The 18,080-nt window shown below is 46.1% G+C and carries 14 protein-coding genes; 10 read left to right on the top strand and 4 right to left on the bottom strand.

The window, feature by feature from the left end; all coding sequences use genetic code 11:
* Positions 1-193: 193 nt before the first annotated feature.
* The 6 genes from ACO08I_RS19590 to ACO08I_RS19565 all read left to right on the top strand — a co-directional run bounded on the left by ACO08I_RS19590 (position 194) and on the right by ACO08I_RS19565 (position 7,968).
* Positions 194-2,308 (top strand): DUF6089 family protein, encoded by a 2,115-nt coding sequence (locus ACO08I_RS19590; RefSeq protein WP_421946847.1) that lies wholly within the window; start codon positions 194-196, stop codon positions 2,306-2,308.
* A 144-nt stretch (positions 2,309-2,452) separates the two neighbouring features.
* Positions 2,453-3,841: a tRNA uridine-5-carboxymethylaminomethyl(34) synthesis GTPase MnmE gene (gene mnmE / locus ACO08I_RS19585; protein WP_282782905.1), complete on the top strand. Its 1,389-nt coding sequence runs from the start codon at positions 2,453-2,455 to the stop codon at positions 3,839-3,841.
* A gap of 270 nt (positions 3,842-4,111) precedes the next feature.
* Entirely contained in the window at positions 4,112-4,483 is a 372-nt protein-coding gene (locus tag ACO08I_RS19580) for a helix-turn-helix domain-containing protein (RefSeq protein ID WP_282782903.1), read from the top strand.
* Positions 4,484-4,488: 5 nt separating this feature from the next.
* Positions 4,489-4,827 (top strand): helix-turn-helix domain-containing protein, encoded by a 339-nt coding sequence (locus ACO08I_RS19575; protein WP_421946846.1) that lies wholly within the window; start codon positions 4,489-4,491, stop codon positions 4,825-4,827.
* Entirely contained in the window at positions 4,824-5,957 is a 1,134-nt protein-coding gene (locus tag ACO08I_RS19570) for a phage integrase SAM-like domain-containing protein (protein ID WP_421946845.1), read from the top strand. The genes ACO08I_RS19575 and ACO08I_RS19570 overlap by 4 nt, the downstream gene beginning before the upstream one ends.
* A 67-nt stretch (positions 5,958-6,024) precedes the next feature.
* A complete protein-coding gene (locus tag ACO08I_RS19565) occupies positions 6,025-7,968 on the top strand; it encodes a hypothetical protein (RefSeq protein WP_421946844.1) in 1,944 nt (647 codons plus the stop codon).
* A 274-nt stretch (positions 7,969-8,242) separates the two neighbouring features.
* Here the strand turns inward: ACO08I_RS19565 and ACO08I_RS19560 are convergent, their stop codons facing one another.
* The 4 genes from ACO08I_RS19560 to ACO08I_RS19545 all read right to left on the bottom strand — a co-directional run bounded on the left by ACO08I_RS19560 (position 8,243) and on the right by ACO08I_RS19545 (position 13,449).
* Positions 8,243-8,737 carry a hypothetical protein gene (locus ACO08I_RS19560; protein WP_421946843.1) on the bottom strand — a complete coding sequence of 165 codons (495 nt, stop codon included), beginning with the start codon at positions 8,735-8,737 and terminating at the stop codon, positions 8,243-8,245.
* Between the two features lie 651 nt (positions 8,738-9,388).
* Positions 9,389-10,396: a transposase gene (locus ACO08I_RS19555; RefSeq protein WP_421946842.1), complete on the bottom strand. Its 1,008-nt coding sequence runs from the start codon at positions 10,394-10,396 to the stop codon at positions 9,389-9,391.
* Positions 10,396-10,716: a transposase gene (locus ACO08I_RS19550; protein ID WP_421946841.1), complete on the bottom strand. Its 321-nt coding sequence runs from the start codon at positions 10,714-10,716 to the stop codon at positions 10,396-10,398. The genes ACO08I_RS19555 and ACO08I_RS19550 overlap by 1 nt, the downstream gene beginning before the upstream one ends.
* A gap of 87 nt (positions 10,717-10,803) precedes the next feature.
* Positions 10,804-13,449 (bottom strand): hypothetical protein, encoded by a 2,646-nt coding sequence (locus tag ACO08I_RS19545; RefSeq protein WP_421946840.1) that lies wholly within the window; start codon positions 13,447-13,449, stop codon positions 10,804-10,806.
* A 152-nt stretch (positions 13,450-13,601) separates the two neighbouring features.
* On the opposite strand from ACO08I_RS19545, the gene ACO08I_RS19540 reads away from it, so the two are divergent.
* From ACO08I_RS19540 to ACO08I_RS19525, 4 genes are read left to right on the top strand one after another with little or no spacing between them, the layout of a single operon-like run.
* Positions 13,602-14,099: a hypothetical protein gene (locus tag ACO08I_RS19540; RefSeq protein ID WP_421946839.1), complete on the top strand. Its 498-nt coding sequence runs from the start codon at positions 13,602-13,604 to the stop codon at positions 14,097-14,099.
* A 22-nt stretch (positions 14,100-14,121) separates the two neighbouring features.
* Positions 14,122-15,345, top strand: coding sequence for a DUF4407 domain-containing protein (locus ACO08I_RS19535; protein ID WP_421946838.1), 1,224 nt, complete (start codon positions 14,122-14,124; stop codon positions 15,343-15,345).
* Positions 15,346-15,347: 2 nt separating this feature from the next.
* Positions 15,348-16,388, top strand: coding sequence for a DUF4407 domain-containing protein (locus ACO08I_RS19530; protein WP_421946837.1), 1,041 nt, complete (start codon positions 15,348-15,350; stop codon positions 16,386-16,388).
* Positions 16,389-18,077: a MerC domain-containing protein gene (locus tag ACO08I_RS19525; RefSeq protein WP_421946836.1), complete on the top strand. Its 1,689-nt coding sequence runs from the start codon at positions 16,389-16,391 to the stop codon at positions 18,075-18,077. It begins immediately after the preceding gene.
* Positions 18,078-18,080: the final 3 nt, after the last annotated feature.

Below are 18,080 nucleotides of genomic sequence, written 5' to 3'. Positions count from 1 at the left end.
ACTTCCCCCCGTTACCCCCTGTACCGTAATTCCATTAACTAACTACTTTGCTAAAGTAAGCGGATCACCTATGCAAAGAATTCAAACTCCCAACCCCAACCGGTTTCTTCCCCTTCTGCATGTTGCCGGCCTTAGCAAAGGCACAACACTTTTCAACACTATGAAACATTTTTTCTCTTTAAAAGCACTAATCATGGGTGCCTTTTTGGTGGCTGTTTTGCAGCTACAGGCACAGGAAGCAAACCGCAAAGAAGCAACACCCGAAGAAGCACTTACCGTCCACAATTATGCGCCCTGGGAAGTGGGGCTGTTTGCCGGGGCGGCGAATGCTTACGGCGATCTTGTCGACACCCGTTTTATTCAATTCAACCGTACTAACCTGGCTTACGGCGGCTTCATCCGTTACAATGCCAGCCGCAATCTGAGTATCCGCGCCAGCTACCTTCGCGGCAAGCTGGAAGGGTCTGATATGGATTCTGAAGAGCTTGCGCAGCGCGGGCTCAGCTTTGAGTCCACGATCAACGAAATTGCAGTCGTCGGGCAGTGGGATTTCTGGGGCCACAAACGGTACGGTGACCGGGGCGGGTTCAGCCGGACCATCTCGCCCTATGCCTTCGCCGGGTTTGGCGTGGGCATGACAGACCTTACCACCGATTATTCCAGCGTCATGGGAGATCCGGCTATGGAAGAAAAGGCAGCACGGGACCAGCAAAACACGACGAACACACAGGTAGCCTTTCCCCTTGGCGTGGGCGTCAATATGGACCTAAGCGAACGTTTGCTGTTCTCCTTCGAGTTTGGCTTCCGCCCTGTCTTCAACGACTACCTCGACGGCGTAAGTGCTACTGGCAACCCCAACCGCAACGACTGGTATAGCATGGCTGGTGCCAGTATTGCATACCGTATGACCGGACAGGACAAGGACAGCGATGGCTTTCCGGACCACAAAGACCCCTGCCCCGATAGCTGGGGCTCTGAAGAAAATCTGGGGTGCCCGGACAGCGATGGAGATGGCATTGCCGACCGCCTTGATGATTGCCCGGATATGGAAGGCCCCGGAGCAACAAAAGGATGTCCGGATATGGACGAAGACGGCGTTCCTGATCATGAAGACGAGTGCCCAAGAATCCCTGGCTCCAAAGCCACCAATGGTTGTGCCGATTCCGATGGAGATGGCATACTGGATTCCGTGGATGACTGCCCGACCATTGCTGGTGTAGCAGAGTTCAATGGCTGCCGGGATACCGATAGGGATGGTCTCCCGGATTCCAAAGACCGCTGCCCGTATGAAAAAGGAGCTCTAAAAGATGATGGCTGCCCTCCACCACCCGATCCCAACGACCCTACGGTAGACAGTGACGGAGATGGTGTACCCAACGTCGAAGACGACTGCCCATTCCTGCCCGGCGATCCGAATCTAAATGGCTGCAAGGATATCGACAAAGACGGCATTGCTGATCAGCACGACCAATGCCCCTACGAGAAAGGCACGCCCGAGCACAAAGGCTGCCCGGCCCCCAATGATACCAACCTGGACTCGGATGGCGATGGTATTCCCAATGCTGAAGACCAATGCCCGAGTATTCCTGGCACCAAAGCCTTCCATGGCTGCCGCGACAGCGATGGAGATGGGATTGGGGACGACAAAGACAAATGCCCGGATGAGGCAGGGCTGTCAAAGTACGAAGGTTGCCCAACGCCCGACCGGGACAAGGATGGCTTCCTTGATGCAGAAGACCGCTGCCCGGACCAAGCCGGCACCATTAGAGGCTGCCCGGATACCGACGGTGATGGCTATGCCGACCACGAGGACCTTTGCCCCGAGAAGCCGGGAGAAGCCAAAGGCTGCCCGGATACCGACGAGGACGGGCTGACCGACGATATTGACGATTGCCCGCAGGTAGCCGGGCCGAAGAGCCGTCAGGGCTGCCCGGAACTTAGTGTAGCGGACAAGCAGGTACTCAAAACGGCTGTAGACAACGTGAGCTTCAATCAGGGCAGCTACAGCCTGCTGAGCTCCTCTCATCAGACTCTGGACCTGGTCGCCCAGCTGATGCAACGCTACCCCACCTATCATCTTAAGATTGAGGGGCATACCAGCAATCAGGGCAACCCGGAAGCCAATAAGCAACTGTCGATGCTCCGTGCCAAAGCCTGCATGGAATACCTGCAGCAGCAAGGCATTAGTACGGACCGGATGACCTACAAAGGCTACGGAGGCGAAAAGCCCAGGTCTACGAACGACACCCAATCCGGCCACCGCCGTAATCGCCGGGTAGAGTTCGACCTCTTTGACCCGAAAAACTAAGCTACTGCAAAGCAAACGATAGAAGCAGCCCGCTTTGGCCCTTGCCGAGGCGGGCTGTTGTATTTACCGTTCTTATCCGTAAGTTTGCCGGTCTCCCAACCCAAAACGGCAGTCTGCTGTTGTTGAAATCAAATAGTATTATTCATGAGCCACCACCTTACGGATACGATTGTTGCATTAGCCACGCCCTCAGGCATAGGCGCCATCGGTGTTATTCGCCTCAGCGGACCAGACGCTATCCGGATTGCCAACAGCGTATTTCACGGAAAAGACCTGGAGCAACAGGCCTCGCACACTGTGCATTTCGGCACCATACACAATGATGAAGGCCGTATACTGGATGAGGTGCTGGCTACCGTGTTCGTTGCGCCCCGTTCCTATACCGGTGAAAATGTGGTGGAAGTTTCCTGCCACGGCTCCGACTACATCATACAGGAGCTGATGCAGTTATTTATTCAGAAAGGCGCCCGCACCGCCAACCCCGGGGAGTACACCCTGCGCGCCTTCCTCAACGGGCAGATGGACCTCAGTCAGGCCGAAGCGGTGGCCGATCTGATCGCCTCCTCCTCCAAATCCAGCCACGCCATTGCCATGCAGCAGATGCGCGGCGGCTTTTCAGATGAGATCAAAAAACTGCGGCAGGAACTGATCGACTTTGCCAGCCTGATCGAGCTGGAACTCGACTTTTCCGAAGAAGACGTGGAATTTGCCGACCGCAGCAAGCTAGAAGCCCTGGTACAGCAGATACAGCGCATCATCAAAGCCCTGCTCGATTCTTTCCAATTGGGCAATGTGTTGAAAAACGGCGTCAGCACCGTCATTGCCGGCCGGCCCAACGCCGGGAAGTCCACCCTCCTCAACGCCCTGCTCAACGAGGAGCGCGCCATCGTCAGCGAGATCGCCGGCACCACCCGCGACACCATCGAGGAAGTCCTCAACATCCAAGGCGTGCAGTTCCGCATCATCGATACCGCCGGCATCCGCGACGCTACCGACACCATCGAAGCTATCGGGGTAGAGAAGACGATGCAGAAAGTCCAATCCAGCGCCCTGCTCGTCTACGTCTTCGATGTAGTGGACACGCAGCCCGAAGAAGTCCGCGCCGACTTGGAAAAACTCGTGCACGAAAACATCCACGTTCTGGTCGTCGCCAACAAGATGGACCTCAACCCCTACACCAAAAAAGAGCACTACTTTCCGGAGAACAGTACCGTTGACTATCACTGGGTACCCGTTTCCGCCCTCAACAAGATGAACATCGACTACCTCAAAGAGAGCCTGCACGACGCTGTGCTCTCAAAGAAAATCAATCTGGAGAGCACCATCGTCGCCAACGCCCGCCACTACGAAGCGCTGCAAAAGGCCTACGAAGACCTTGACCGCGTGCTGCAGGGCTTGTCTTCCGGCATTACGGCCGATTTTGTGGCGATGGATATCCGGGCGGCGCTACACCATTTGGGGGAAATTACAGGGGAAATCAGCACGGATGATTTGTTGGGGAATATTTTTGGAAGGTTTTGTATCGGGAAGTAAAAGGCGAAAATCAACGCCCACTCACCACCATTAACTAGCATTCAAGATACGCTTTTTCAACGATTTATGCAAATATATTCATTTGCCTGATATCACCCTCCTATGCCTGTTTTCGACTTCTTTTGTACCCCGTTTGTACCTATCATTTGAGAATTTGTACCTATTTTAGCGATAGATACAAATGGGAGAAATTATGGCACAATATGGCATAGCAAGACATACTATGACACAAATGGCACCCATTTGGGGGAAATTATAAAATCTGCATTTATGTCCTCAAACATACGCGTAACCAAAATCTGCGAACACTGTCAGGAGCCCTTCGAAGCGAAGACCACCGTGACCCGGTACTGTTCGCACACCTGCAACCGCCGGGCGTACAAAAAGCGCAAGCGGGAAGAGAAGCTCAAACAGGCTGTCAAACAGACGCAGGTACAGAAAACGGTGAGGCTGCCCGGCCCGGACGTTGACCTCGGCGTACTCCACCAGAAAGCCTTCTTAAACGTAGGCGAAGCCGCCCTGCTGATTGGCATCAGCAGGCGTACGCTGTACCGGCTGCTGGAAAGTGGCACCCTTCCAAAGCGTAAGCTCGGCACCCGTACGATCATACGCAGGGCTGATATTGATGAACTCATGAAGTAGGCCTTATGAAAACCGAACAGCATAGCAACTCCTTTACCCTCCCCCACTCCATATCACAGGAGCAGATTACCGTTGCTGCAAAAGCCCTGGGGCTGCAACCGGCACTGCTCGCGACGATGCTCAAAGACTACGGGCTGATCCGTTCGTACGGCCGTACAACCAATCAGGCGCAACTGAACCAGAAGCCCATACTGACTGTCCTTGAGGCCTCCCGGCTGCTGGGCGTCAGCAAACGCACGATTTACCGGCTGCTTAAAGACGGCAGCCTCCCCTATCACAAAAACGAAGACCGCACGCTCCTCCTCAGAGCCGATATTGACCACCTCCTCAACCAAACGACATGAAAGTAACGCTCCGCAAGAAGAAGCTTAAAGGCAACCGGATCCGCTTGTACCTGGATTTTTACCCCGCTGTCCCCCATCCGGACACCGGGAAGCCCACCCGCCGGGAATTCCTAAAACTCTTCCTCTATCAGCGCCCACGGGACGAGGAAGAGCGCGAGCACAACCGGGAGACCAAACAGATGGCCAAAGCCATTTGCGCACAGCGTCAGATTGAGCTGCAGCAAGGGAATTATGACTTTCTGGCCAAATACTCCGGGAACGAGGATTTCCTAAATTTCCTTAAAGCGCAAGTAGAGCACCGCGAGAAAATCCAGCGCAACTACCAAAGCTGGCGCAGCACTTACCATTATCTTTACCGCTTCACGGAAGGCTTCCTCCCCTTAAAGAAAATCGACTTAAAATTCTGCAAATCCTTCCGCGAGTACATGCTGTCCACCCACTGCCTGAACAGTCAGCGCCCCTTAAAGCAAAACTCCGCCGCCGGCTACTTTGATGTCTTTAAGGAAGCCCTCGCCAAAGCAAACGAAGAAGGGCTGCTCAAAACCAATCCCGGATCCCGGGTAAAAAGCATCCCCTACGAGCAGACCGAGCGCGAGTTTCTCACCTTTGAAGAAGTCAAAGCCGTGGCCAAAGCCGAATGCCCGGACGAACTCCTTAAACGGGCAGCCTTGTTTTCCATTTTCACGGGCCTGCGGTTCGGGGACATCCGGGATCTAAAGTGGAAGGAAGTCCGGCACTCCGAAGCCAACGGGCACTTCCTGCGCTTCACCGTCAACAAGCCCAACCGGGTGGAAACACTTTTTATTTCCGATCAGGCGCGAAAAGTCATGGGCGAGCCCGGCGCCCCGGAAGAGCAGGTCTTCAAGGGACTGAAGTACGGCAACCACATCACCCCCACCCTCAAAGTATGGATGCAAAATGCGGGCATCAACCGCCACATCACCTTCCATGCTTTCCGGCACACCTTCGCCACCTTACAGATCTCCTTCGGTACCGACATCTACGTCCTTAAAGACCTGCTGGCTCAGAAAAACGTACAAACCACTCAGATTTACGCCCGGGTGCTGGATCAGAAAAAGAAAGAAGCGACCGGGCGGATACCGGAGGTGGATTTGGGGGAGGACAGTTAGCTAAAAACCAAAAAAGTTAAATAATGCAATCAAAATAGTTTTATTTTGTAGCTAAATAATACGAGCTATGGAAGATACTAACAAGGTCATAATAACAGACGCCGACCTACTCAACACAGGAACCGATATCACACAAACTTGGGAAAAAGCAAAAACGTCTATTGCGCTTGGATTATCCAGCGCAAACGGAATCAAAGCACTCTATAGCAGTCTAAAAAAGGCATTACACCCTTCAAATTTTGACACTCAAATTCTTGCATTTCCCATACTAGAGAATTTATACCAAAATTTAGATTGTATATTCAGAGACCCTGACCTAGAACGAGTGCTTTCAATATTTCTCGAAAGGCTAATACTCTATCCTAATAAAATTTCTCCTGCCAGGCTGATCATAACAGAAGCTCTTTTTCAAGCATCTAATAAACATCAAGTTCCTGCTATATTTGACAATTTTATTTTACATTTTCTTCATTTTTTTTCCCTAAAGAGTAGTGAACTCTGGCCTGATGGAAAGTTCAAACTCTCAGAAATCCAAGACGAACATATCGATAAAGTACTTGACATTTTTAGTCTTGATTTCAAAAAGCACCCAGTTATATTCAAAATAGGTTTCGGATTTGCTTTGAGACAGTCTAGCGTAGCAGGTATATCAGATTTCTTGGACTTCCAGGAGAATCAATATCTTTCAGAGAGAAACTTTTTTATCTTTTTGGATGACCTAATCAAAGAATTTAACGAAATATTCGAGCCTAAGACCCTTAAAGAAGTAGCCAAATGGCTTGAGCAAAAACAAACTATACTGGAAGAAGCAGGCGCCGAGCTATTTTCCTTTAGCAAGGACATCACGAAAAACAGAGAGGAGATCCTGGTGAACCTCAATACCTTTAAGGCCGATCGTAGCTATATCGATGAATTTCAAAAAACGCTACTCCGGAAAAAAGCCCTGGAAGATTATTACCGCCACAAAAGAGATCGAAAAAATCTTGCCCGCGCCGTCTTAAGCCTTGAGCTGGATCAGATTTTTTTGAAAAAAGATCAGTATGAAAAAATCGTACGATTAATTGAAGATCGCCCTTTTGACATTTTTCCGGAAGTCATCAGTTTTATTGAAAAGGTCAATTTCATCAGCCCCCGAGACAGTACAGTTTTTGACCCCATCTACCGAAAGGAAAAGGCCTACTTAGAACGTAAAAACGTACAATTGCGGCTTTCCTTAAAGGAAAATTCCGATGATTTGACATCTTTTCACCGAGAGTGGGTTGAAGAGCCCCTTAAAAGTACGGATGCAGATTTTCCGTTTTTCTTTGTTTACGCGCTCCGTCAACAAAAGCCCTCTAGATTATTTCAGTTTCTAGATCACCAGCTAAGTATCTGCGAGCGTCCACTGGAACCTTTGCTGGCAGAAGTTTGCGAAGATTATGCTGAACTTCTAACCCAGGAGACCATTGATCGCATAAAAAAGTGGACTCAGGAAAGGGCTGAAAAACTAAGTGATCAAAAACAAAGTCTTGAGGTAAAACCTGACCCTTTACCGGATGGATACATACTTATTGATACTGGGCTTACCCAAGAAGAGGTTAAAGAATGCTTTGCTTTTCTTCACGAGGTAAAGGATGATGACGGCAATTCGTTTTTATCAAAAGCGGATTATGACGAGGTATTCCGATATGGTTTGGCTATTCCTACAGGACCTATTTCTGAGCCCATAGTAGAGCTGTATCTTAACGGCAGTAACTTTTCTCTGGCTGTTATATTACATTTTATGCACAAATTTGCTAAATCAATTCAGAAACGCAAAGGCAGGTCTATCCAATCTTTAAGGAGTAATCTTGCGCTGTTTCTATACGCATCCTTTAAAGAATTTCACACCCCTTCCATTGAAAAAGAACAGTCTGCTGCGATAAAAGCAATCAGAAAACGGATTAACAACCAAAAGGATATTCCGTCCCGGTCCAGGCTGACATATGTGGAAAGTCCTCTGCCTGTTTTCAGGGTGGAGGAAGGTGGTTAGGTGTTTTCTAAATGTAGCTTTGCCTACTTGATTTCAGGATGAAAAGCCTGGAAATTATTCATCGGCGATAAACACTAGGATAGATCCAGCTACCGGGTACAGTACCAATCCGTCAAAATCGTTACATATTAATTCGCTGGTCAAATATCCTAAACATGATCATTGCCCCCGTCACTGTATGGCAAAGAAAGCTTAGGCATAGTAAATCTGCGCAGCTCTCGGCAGAGCTATCGCCTGAGGACATTTGAGACATCATCAATGGGGCTGAGACAGACTACCCACCACAAATTTTACAAGCTATCCCCTCCCGGCTACTCCCTGACCGCCCCTTACAGTTTTGATAATAGCGGCACCCCCTGTTATGGCGCTTACCGGTTGAGCTGATCCAGTAACTACCCGTAGAAGTGGAAGGAGACTTGTAGGACGATCCGTAGCTCGATGATGAACGACCGGATGTGCCGGAACTTCCCGACAGGTTGAAATCATCCGGATAGTGATATACATCAATTTTGTCAGAAAGGCCAGCGTACTGAAGGGCTGAACCCAGCATAATCCCATATTTGTAGTCGCTGCGGTCTTCGATAATCAGAATGATGCCCGGCTTTTTATTGAGCTGCAGCCCGTACCAAAGAGATTGGCCAATGCTGTTTTTCCATTTGCTGGCCCGCTCTACTTCAAAGGCATGCGTAGCGGTGACCAGGTCTGCCCGCCCGCCCTGAACAGACACTTCCTCCCGGCAATTCCAATGCCGGGCGATCCGGCTGATCACGTCAGCTTCAGACCGGATTTGGGCATTTGTATTTTGAGCAGCACAAATGAGCAATAGAATAAAAATGATTACGTGCCTAGTATTTATCGTAACTTTTATAGGCGAAAGGGGAAGCTCATGAGTTGATTTTTTCATATCCTATTCAGACGAAAAAGTGCTGCTGCTTATTGTTCTATGAATCAAGAATTGATCCCTCGGAATAAAGGTAACTTTCCTCATACACGGAGGAAGAGCCTTTCAATTAAAACACAGCAAGAGTCGAAATATTTTCTGCACCAAATCTTTGGTTCAACCTCTATAAAAGGATAAAACAACGAAAGACCATAGGGGCAATGGGATCGGAATACACAATCGGCTTTAGAAGATACAATCAGATTAACAATCTCTTGAAAAAGGGAATATAAAAAAGTATTTTACATATCTCGCTACCATATTGATCCGCTCAATCAAGTTGGTTCAGCCCCCTAAGAATCGGACAAAATTCTATTAGTGAATAATAATCATTCGTGATGGTATTATCTTTGCTCTGCGAGAACACCAACGGTGACGATTGTACCGAAGGTAGTAATGCGTAGGCCTACCATTACGTTTTTAATAATGAGGCCCCATCGAGGGAACCTCATTATTGCGAGGAACACCTGCTGGTTCTGATTACCCGAAGGAACAGTCATAGCGGTGTATCTCTTTCCAAGATAAAACATCCTGAAGACTTAGCCTCAATTTGAACCGAGCTTTCTTTTTATCGAAGGTTTCCATTTCGATTTGGTTATCCTCCCAGAGTGCCCAAAACATACTCGGACTGAGCATCGCTATAGAGCTATGCTGGCGATGATTATTGTAAGTCTGGTAGAACTTATTCAACCGGTTTTCCAAGTCTTTGAGCGTGTGGAAATAGGCTCCTTTCAAAGAGCTGCCTAAGGTCTTGTGAAAGCTCTCTACGTGGCCATTTTCCTCGGGCGTGTAAGGATGCGTAAAAACCTGATTAAGGTGATTGTCCCGAAAGTATTGTTGGACCATTTTACTGCAAAATTGCTTGCCATTATCATTGCGTATTTCGACGCTGATTTGAGCTTTGAGCAAGTCCGCTGGCTGCAAGTATTTCACGATGACCTGATCCCAGGCATCCTTGATCTGTTCTTGCTTCATGACGTAGCCTACAGCCCAATGTAAGGCAAAGCGAGTAAAAGTATCCAATATCGTCAGGACGTAGGCGTAGCAGGACTTTCCAGCTACCCAGACGTACTTGATATCCATTTCAATGATCCTTAATGGGCCTTGCGGGCATACTCTGCGGTACTGGACAAAATTACGCCCTTTACGTTTTCTGGCCTTACACAAAAGGCCATTTTCCTGTTCCAGCCGGTACACTTTTTTATGGTTGATATACCAACCTCGGACTTGTAAAGTAGCACTCACCAAACGATACCAATTTGGCAAATCTTTATCAGCCAAAATAGAGATAATACCGGTGACTACTTCCTCGTTACTACGACGCGTTAAGAGTTGAGTTACTGGGTCTTTGAACAGTGTCCAATGGGTGGCTTGCTTGCCTACTTTTCGGCCCGTTGGCTGATAGTATAAATCATGGCGGGTAAGCCCCGTTATCGTTAACACTTCATCCCGCATCAAACCCAGCGACATGTATTGTTTTGCTAACATTATTTTCTCAACTCTGGGTACTTTTTTTTCAATAGCTCATCCTTTAACCGGCTTCTCAACTGCTCTTCTGCAAGCATGAGCTTGTAATGGACCAGTTCGTTTTCCAGCTCTCGTATCCGGCTCCGGTTGGCCTTAGCTACGCTATGGTCTAAGCCATCAGCACCATCAGCTTGATACTGCTTTTTCCAGTAATAGTACGTTGCAGGGTACACATCATACTTCGCCAAAGTTACTTTGACCCCATAAGCTTTAGCTTCATCCAGAATCTCCAGCTTCTCCTTTTTGCTGAATTTCCGGCCTCTGTTTTCTTGCTTTTCCATATCTAAATCTCTAAAAAAGTTTTTAGACTTTTGTCAGAGTATTTAGGGGGCTGTTACAGTTTTCAAGCTCATATAAAAACATAATTGTCACCTAACCACAACTGGCGCCCCCCCTTCATCAAGCTTAATCCAAACAGGCAAATAGTCTGATATCTTCCGGGCATTCGATAAGCCCTCGCAACTTTCGACAAAGTCAACCAATCCACTTCCTGGAATATCAGATATTGGATTGGGAGATAGAATAAAGTTTGAAGATAGTCTGGTGTACTGTTCATCAGAGCAGGTTGCACGAAGCTCTGTGCCCAAATACCGTGGTGAGGCATGGTATCCAAATCCCGAAATAGACTTAAATAGGTCAGGGGACGAACTCTTTTTCAATGTCGTGGATATAATTAACTTTTGGCCAGGATATTTTTCTCTCAGTTCCGTGACCCCTTTTAATTCCTCAAGGGATTTCGATTGAACAGCTTTACTGCAAAAGTTCGCTAAGACGATTTGATGCCCCCTCACCTCAAACTGACCGGTGAAAGGTTCTGAGATAATGGTTTGCTCAAGAGATTCCTCTAAAGCGGCAGTTCCCGCCGGGACTACATATTTTGATTTCCAAACGAAAGCATACCGCTCCGATCTGTAAGGAATATTTGAGATAGGATCACTAATTGCGTAGGACCAGCCACTTTCAATGCTGTTTAGCTTTTCAGTGAGTAATTCAATTACATTAGCGCCTTCTTCATTGATATGCAACTCCTGAAGCGCAGCAATGTCAAACTTACTAATGATACTGCTCACCACATCTAACTCAGCAGGCTCTACAGAACGGCCAAACCCATTTAGATTCCAGCTCAAAAGCCCATAGGGTAGCTCCTCTATATTTGATATCAGAGCCGAAGAGGATCTTTTAAGCTCAACCCTGTAGCTCGTAAAACTGCCCCCAACATCGTACATTTCCCAGTATTGTCTTCCTCCATCTCCTTCTACCAAAAAGAAGCTTTCCAAAAACCCGCCTTGAAAAGTTTTACCATCGTAGGAAAAGGAAATATTCTCATTCCAGCCGATGCCGTAAAATGTCATCAGCTCAAAATCTCCGGAAGGGACATTGGTTATGGTAATCGTTTCTCCATTTTTTAGGTACTTATTTCTGACCACCTCATTAGTACCGCGTTGTTTTAGGCAGACTACCGCATCCATCCCACTATCATTCCGAATCTGCATAAAGCTTTGTGCAGAATAATCTTTCTTATCCTTACCAAATACTGCTTGATAAGGAGAATCACCTGTCTCCAATTGAGACACCATGCTATTCGAGACGATGGTTTGTTCTTCACTTGACTCGTCTCTAGTTTCGGAAACTGTTGATTCGGGATTGGAAGGGATATCACTGGAGCCTCTTGCTTCAGGATTACCTGTTTCTGCTACTGTGGTATTAGAGCCTTTTCCTAAACCAGGCCACTCCAACGCTGGTAGCCCTTCCCATCGTGCCGCAATCGATACAAGCAATGCTAAACCAATAATGACTGCTGGGATAAAAAGGCTACTGCCCCCAGTGTCTTCATAGTTTGCAGTGTTTCTGTTGTAATAAGCTCTTTCACTTTGATAACTATTAGAAGAAGCAAAACGCTCCGATTTCTCCCGCAAATCAGCCTTATCTATCTGCAGTTGGCTCAATCGCTCCTCATCTATTGGTAGTTTTTCAGCAACTTCAATATATCGAAGCGCCTCTTCAGAGTCGCCATGCATATTCCAGGCATGAGCCGAAAAAATTCTCAGCCCTTTATAGTATTCCTTTCCAAAAAAATGGAATCGAGAAGGCATCTCATGAAGCGTTTCCAGCAACCTTCCCGTCCCTACAATACCAGAAAGCGTGGAAAGCGTGACCTGATCTCCTTTTTCTATCTGATTGACAATCTCCTGAAATGAACTGATGTTAGTCAGGTGCTGCTCAATCAATTGCTTGTATTCTTCGAGTAAGTAAGCTGTTTTGGTGTACTCCTTTAATTGGGCTTGGTACGCGTAGAGATCATCCTCTGACTCATCTCCAATATCTATTTTTTGCGCCATCTCTAAAATTACCGCAGCATTAGAGTAAGAGTCCCCATCATTATATACCAAAATAGAAAGGTCAAGGAGACGATAGGCTATAGCTTCTTTCAGCCCACTTAATTTTGAAGGAAGCTTGTTTATAACACCTACTGAAATAGCTTTTTTTGTCTCTTGGAGTACTTCATCACTGTTCAACCACTTTTCTTTATAATCACTCTCTAGCTTTCCCAGACGAATAAGGTCTTGTTCAATTAGTTTTTTTATGTCTGCGTACGCAACTTGAACTTCATCATCGGTGAAATCGAATGGGTGTCTTTGCAATAAATCAAGCTTTCTGATATCCCTGTCAAAGTAAGCTTGACCTGCTTCGATATTGAACCTCCAGACAAAAAACTTTTTCCAAAACCTTAAGTAGCCTTTGGATTCAGATGCAAGCTCCAGCGCACCTTTCCTTTTAAAAAGCTCCAGATCCCCTTCTAATAGAAAAAGATGCAATGGCGTATCATTATAAACCTTTAAGTATAGTTCCTGATACTTGGGAAACCGAAAGTTATAGACCAGTGTATCTAATAAATTGACATCTACATCCTGACAAGCTTTCCGAATCTGGATTACACAAGCCTCTAACTCCTGCTCTGAAAGAGGTAGATGAGGCTGATAAGGCAGTAATGAAAAAGGGTTAATATATTGCACTACTGTTTGAGTTAGTCAGGAGATACCACGAGTAACGTTGCGTACTAAGTCAAAAATATAATTTTCAAGCAGAATAATCAGATTCGGCCATTCGATTATTTAGCTTTTAATTATCTTTAGCCATGATCATTGTAAAATATGATCCTTCTTATATGTCACTGCTCATCAATATGCACATTCTAAAAAAACCACGATTTGATACCCTGGCTGCGACCAGCGGGCTTATGCGATACCCGGATGATGACATCGTACTATTCTGGGATGCCAGAAATGCTCTATTTGTAAAAACTTCATTCAGTTCACGCCTACTTCCGGTTAAAGGCAAAATAGACATCCCCAAGGACTTTCGAGGAAAGATCCATGTGACTGCTTTTGGCCTTTTGGGTGTAAGAAAAGCGGAAATCATCATTTCGAAACCTGTTTTACAAACGACTCCGAGGCTATCTGCAACTTCTGGCGCAAAGCCAACTTCCCAGTTTCCAAAAGTATTATCAGACCATTTTCCAGCTCACTTAAGCTCATTCAGCTTTACTGGCAATTCATTTGAGTATAAGCCGATGAATGTAAAGGTAGACCTGGCTGGCCAATTGAAACAAACTGAAAAACTAGCCGTAAAAATAGAGCTGCCTGAAATAGATATTTTCAAGTAACGACCCAAACAAACATATAATAATGGAAAACTACCAACCCCACAAACCCGGGTTCTTTATGCGCCTTTTTTGGAAGGCGTGTGGTGCTGACAGTGCAATTCTGAGCAAATGTGACTATCGCGAGCATGTGAAGTATGCCTGTCTTGGTGGAATTGTTGTTGCCACTGGATTGCTTGCCGGAATTGCTGGTGGATATGCCTTCTACACCATATTCGAGCCCAAAGGCTCTGCTATAGAATACGGCACAGATTCACAGACCGCCATTCTTGCTGTTGTCTTCGGCATTATTTGGGGGACAATTATATTTAATATTGATCGGTTTATCGTTACGAGTACCGGGCAGGGCGACGGAACGGAAGCCATTACGAGGGAAGAACTCATTGGTGCACTCCCCAGGATAATCATGGGGATCATCATAGCAATCACGATTTCCAAACCTCTGGAAATTAGAATTTTCAAATCTGAAATAGACGTTGCACTTGTAAAGGAGCAACAAAAAGCACAAGCTGATTTTATTGCAAACCTTGACACCATATACCAGCCTAGAATTGACAAGCTCAATGAAAAAATTGAGGTTTGGAAAGCTGAAATTGAACAAAAGCAAGAGCGCTTCACCGAACTTGAGCAGGAGTATGTAGATGAAACTCAAGGAAAGAGAGGAAATAAGGTGGGACCTGGTCCTGTTGCTAAGGCGATACTTGCCAGAACTACTAGAGCGGAAGTTGCTCTTAATGCAATTATGGCAAAAAACCAACCCCTAATTGATTCTACCTACGCCCAAATAACGGCTATTGAGCAAGAACGAAAGGATAAAATAAATACATCAGACAAAATCGCAAGTGGTCTTGATGGCCTACTGGAAAGAATTAAGCTAGCTCATGAGATTGCCGGAATTTGGATTACTTTATTCATCACGCTACTTTTTGTTGCTATTGAGCTCACCCCTATATTCTTTAAGTTAATGCTCATTAAGAGCCCTTATGATTACCTGAGCGATAACTATAAAGAATTGATCAATGCCAGGGAGGGTATTGAAATCAAACATGGGTATTATAAAGATAAAAAAGGTAAACAGCAGGATTTAGTCGTCTACCATAAAGCGCAAAGACACATTAGTGAGCAGGTTAAACTCACAGAAGCGCACGAAGAGTTAAAGGACTACATTATTGAGAAGTGGAAAGAAAAGGAGAAGGAAAAGATCGATCAGAATCCATACGACTATATTGATACCGTTAAAAACACATAAATATGTGGTTGATACGGCAATTCTGGCTTTTCTACAATATCGACCCAAGCTTATTGAAAGAAAGTCCCAATGGCGAAAAGATACGACTCGCCATTTATGGATTCATTTCAATGACCGTGATCGCATTTGCCTTCTTCTCCATAGGCTACTTAGCCTATCTGGTGACGCTTAGTTGGACTGCCGCTGTCGTGATCGGGGGTGTTCTTGGATGGAACTTCTCTAATCTGTTCCGACTGATCTTAAACACCATATCTATTAGACAATCAGGGATTTCCGGCACATTTATTGGTTCGGCAATTTCCACTTTCCTGAGAGCGACTTTTCTAATGTTACTCATCATCATTATCATTAAACCCTTTGAGATACTGTTGTATGAGGATCAGATTGAAGTTATTATCCAGGAAAACGAGGCAATTAGCGAACAAAAGTTAAATGAGGAATGGCTAGACTTTATTGATGCCAAAATCAACTACTACCAGTACCAAATGGAGGTACTCGCTCAGGAGAAATCAAGTCAGGAAGAACTCCTTGATCCTAACTTACCGCATGCATCAGATAGCCTGATAGCAATCACTCAGTCCAGCATACAGCGGCTTAATAATCAGATTGAATCATCCAAAAGGTTACGAACCTGGTTCTTTCAAAAGAAGCAAGAATACATTGAAAGCTTCAAAGAGACTTCTTCGTATTCTAACAATCTGGTAGAACGGTTTAGAATACTACACAAATACTTCCCCGAAACATGGATTTTCACTTTGCTGCTAAGTGTTGTTTTCCTTTTCCCTATATTGATCAAAGCCTTCACAAAGGACAGTTCTGCATACTACAAAAAAGAGGTTGAGTTCGAGCGAGACTTGATTACCAAAGAGTATGATGCTTTTAGAACGCAATATCAAAAACAGATGCTGGAGGTAACAGGCCAGTCAATAACCTATTTCGAAACCTGTCTAGACCCTCCCTTCAACAACAAGCCTATTATCATCAGAGATTATTCAGAAGGCGAAACTGAATTTAAGACCTGGGTCTCTAAGCATTGTTCGTAGATGAAGACCTACCCCGTACATATTAGATCATATGTCTTAGTCGGGCAACTAATTGCTGAATACAAGGGTAAGGCAGCAAGCTCTGCATCAAAAGGCGTCACTGAGTTTGAAATCACGACTTATAAAGCTGAGATAAAGAAGGCTAGGGTCGTTGATGCCTCCTTTATAGATACCATCGTCGACTCCCAAAGTGCGCAGCAACTAAGCATAAATTGCGCAATACTAATCAGTCCTGCCAACAGGGACGGTCAGTACAAAATCTCACCCAAAGAGGTTACTGCCTACAACATCACATTGGAGAAAGTCTCCGAAATGGGAGGGCAGGTATATGGAACGCTGTACGCAACAGTGGCTCTTCAGGTGGAGGAAAGGAAGTTTAGTTATAATCCGATTTCCATTCCCAGCCTTGGGATTCAGGGAACATTTCCTGGCTACAAAGCGATACCTGTTTTACCAACAACCCAAAGTGAAAGGAAGAGGCCTAAAGCTTCAGTAGACCTCAAACATATTATAAGTGGAGTGTTCGGGCTTTTAGGCTGGGCTCTTCTTTTCTTTTTGCTCCTGGGCCTGCTAAGTGTCATACCCCCATTTTTGCTACTTACACTATGCGGGATAGGCCTTCTTGCAGTACTATTTAACCTCCTTCCCCAGAGACTTGGCACTTGGTTGACAAATGCATTGATAACTGTTATCACTCTTTTGTTTTATCTCGCTGGAGCCGCTTTTGTCATTTGGTTAGGTTATATCCTCATCGGACAGGCTCTTCCCTTTGTATTGTTCTGGTTACCATTCGTCCTGGTTGTCGGAGCAGCCAGCTACATTCTAGGCAATTTCAGGTCACTCGTAAAGAGTACGAGTATACTTGGGCTGGCTGTATTAGTACTCGCCATTCCTGTTCTGTTCGCACTATTCTCCTCACCGTCTTCTGCTTCCAGAGCTGGAAGTACTTATGATCCGGTCCCCAGACAGGCACCCGCCGTTACGAATACACCACCTGTCGAAATTGAAAAATCAACTCCAGAAAACGACAGCTCTGCCATTTCACAAACTTTGAGATGGGTCGATTTTTCCGGAAACCGATATCAGATTACATTTGATCTGATCCCTGAAGACATACAAAACTCCAAAAGAAAGCGAGAGTCAATTAACCTCCCCATCCAACGAGACGAAGACTTTAGCCTGCTTTTTAATAAAATGCTGCCTCAGGAAGAGCTTTATTTATCCAGCTTTATAAGTCAGTTGGATTCGATAAGGTCATCAAATAATCTGGATGACCTAGCCTTTGCGGAGGCTGTTGTCAGTCTTGTCCAGCAGTTGGAGTATGCACTCCTATTTGAGCAGCCTTGTCCTCCAACAAACATACCTTGTCAGGAAGATGTACGGTATGGTGTGTACACCCCAACTGAATTCCTGGCTTCTTTACAAGGTGACTGTGATACCAAGTCGCTATTATTGTACCTCGTCTTGAGGGAGTTTGGGTACGATGTTGCAATAATAGGTAGTCTTTTCTATCAACACGCTATGCTTGCACTCGACTATCCGAATGCCCGGGGGGCGTCAATGCCATTCGAGGGCGACAACTTTTATGTTTGGGAAGTTACTTCACCTGGCTGGCGTTTAGGCACAATGCCTCCTCAGAGTGATCAGCTACAATTCTGGAATATAATTATAGCAGAGAACAACAATTAAACC

Origin of the sequence: Phaeodactylibacter xiamenensis (assembly GCF_965229835.1) — a bacterium.
Lineage (GTDB): Bacteria > Bacteroidota > Bacteroidia > Chitinophagales > Saprospiraceae > Phaeodactylibacter > Phaeodactylibacter xiamenensis.
Note: the sequence above shows the minus strand (reverse complement) of the source record. Positions and strands in the feature narration are given on the sequence as shown.

Coding starts and splice junctions, on each gene's coding strand:
- ACO08I_RS19590 (WP_421946847.1), top strand. CDS start 194: ATGGGTGCCTTTTTGGTGGCTGTTTTGCAGCTACAGGCACAGGAAGCA.
- mnmE (WP_282782905.1), top strand. CDS start 2,453: ATGAGCCACCACCTTACGGATACGATTGTTGCATTAGCCACGCCCTCA.
- ACO08I_RS19580 (WP_282782903.1), top strand. CDS start 4,112: ATGTCCTCAAACATACGCGTAACCAAAATCTGCGAACACTGTCAGGAG.
- ACO08I_RS19575 (WP_421946846.1), top strand. CDS start 4,489: ATGAAAACCGAACAGCATAGCAACTCCTTTACCCTCCCCCACTCCATA.
- ACO08I_RS19570 (WP_421946845.1), top strand. CDS start 4,824: ATGAAAGTAACGCTCCGCAAGAAGAAGCTTAAAGGCAACCGGATCCGC.
- ACO08I_RS19565 (WP_421946844.1), top strand. CDS start 6,025: ATGGAAGATACTAACAAGGTCATAATAACAGACGCCGACCTACTCAAC.
- ACO08I_RS19555 (WP_421946842.1), bottom strand. CDS start 10,396: ATGTTAGCAAAACAATACATGTCGCTGGGTTTGATGCGGGATGAAGTG.
- ACO08I_RS19550 (WP_421946841.1), bottom strand. CDS start 10,716: ATGGAAAAGCAAGAAAACAGAGGCCGGAAATTCAGCAAAAAGGAGAAG.
- ACO08I_RS19540 (WP_421946839.1), top strand. CDS start 13,602: ATGTCACTGCTCATCAATATGCACATTCTAAAAAAACCACGATTTGAT.
- ACO08I_RS19535 (WP_421946838.1), top strand. CDS start 14,122: ATGGAAAACTACCAACCCCACAAACCCGGGTTCTTTATGCGCCTTTTT.
- ACO08I_RS19530 (WP_421946837.1), top strand. CDS start 15,348: ATGTGGTTGATACGGCAATTCTGGCTTTTCTACAATATCGACCCAAGC.
- ACO08I_RS19525 (WP_421946836.1), top strand. CDS start 16,389: ATGAAGACCTACCCCGTACATATTAGATCATATGTCTTAGTCGGGCAA.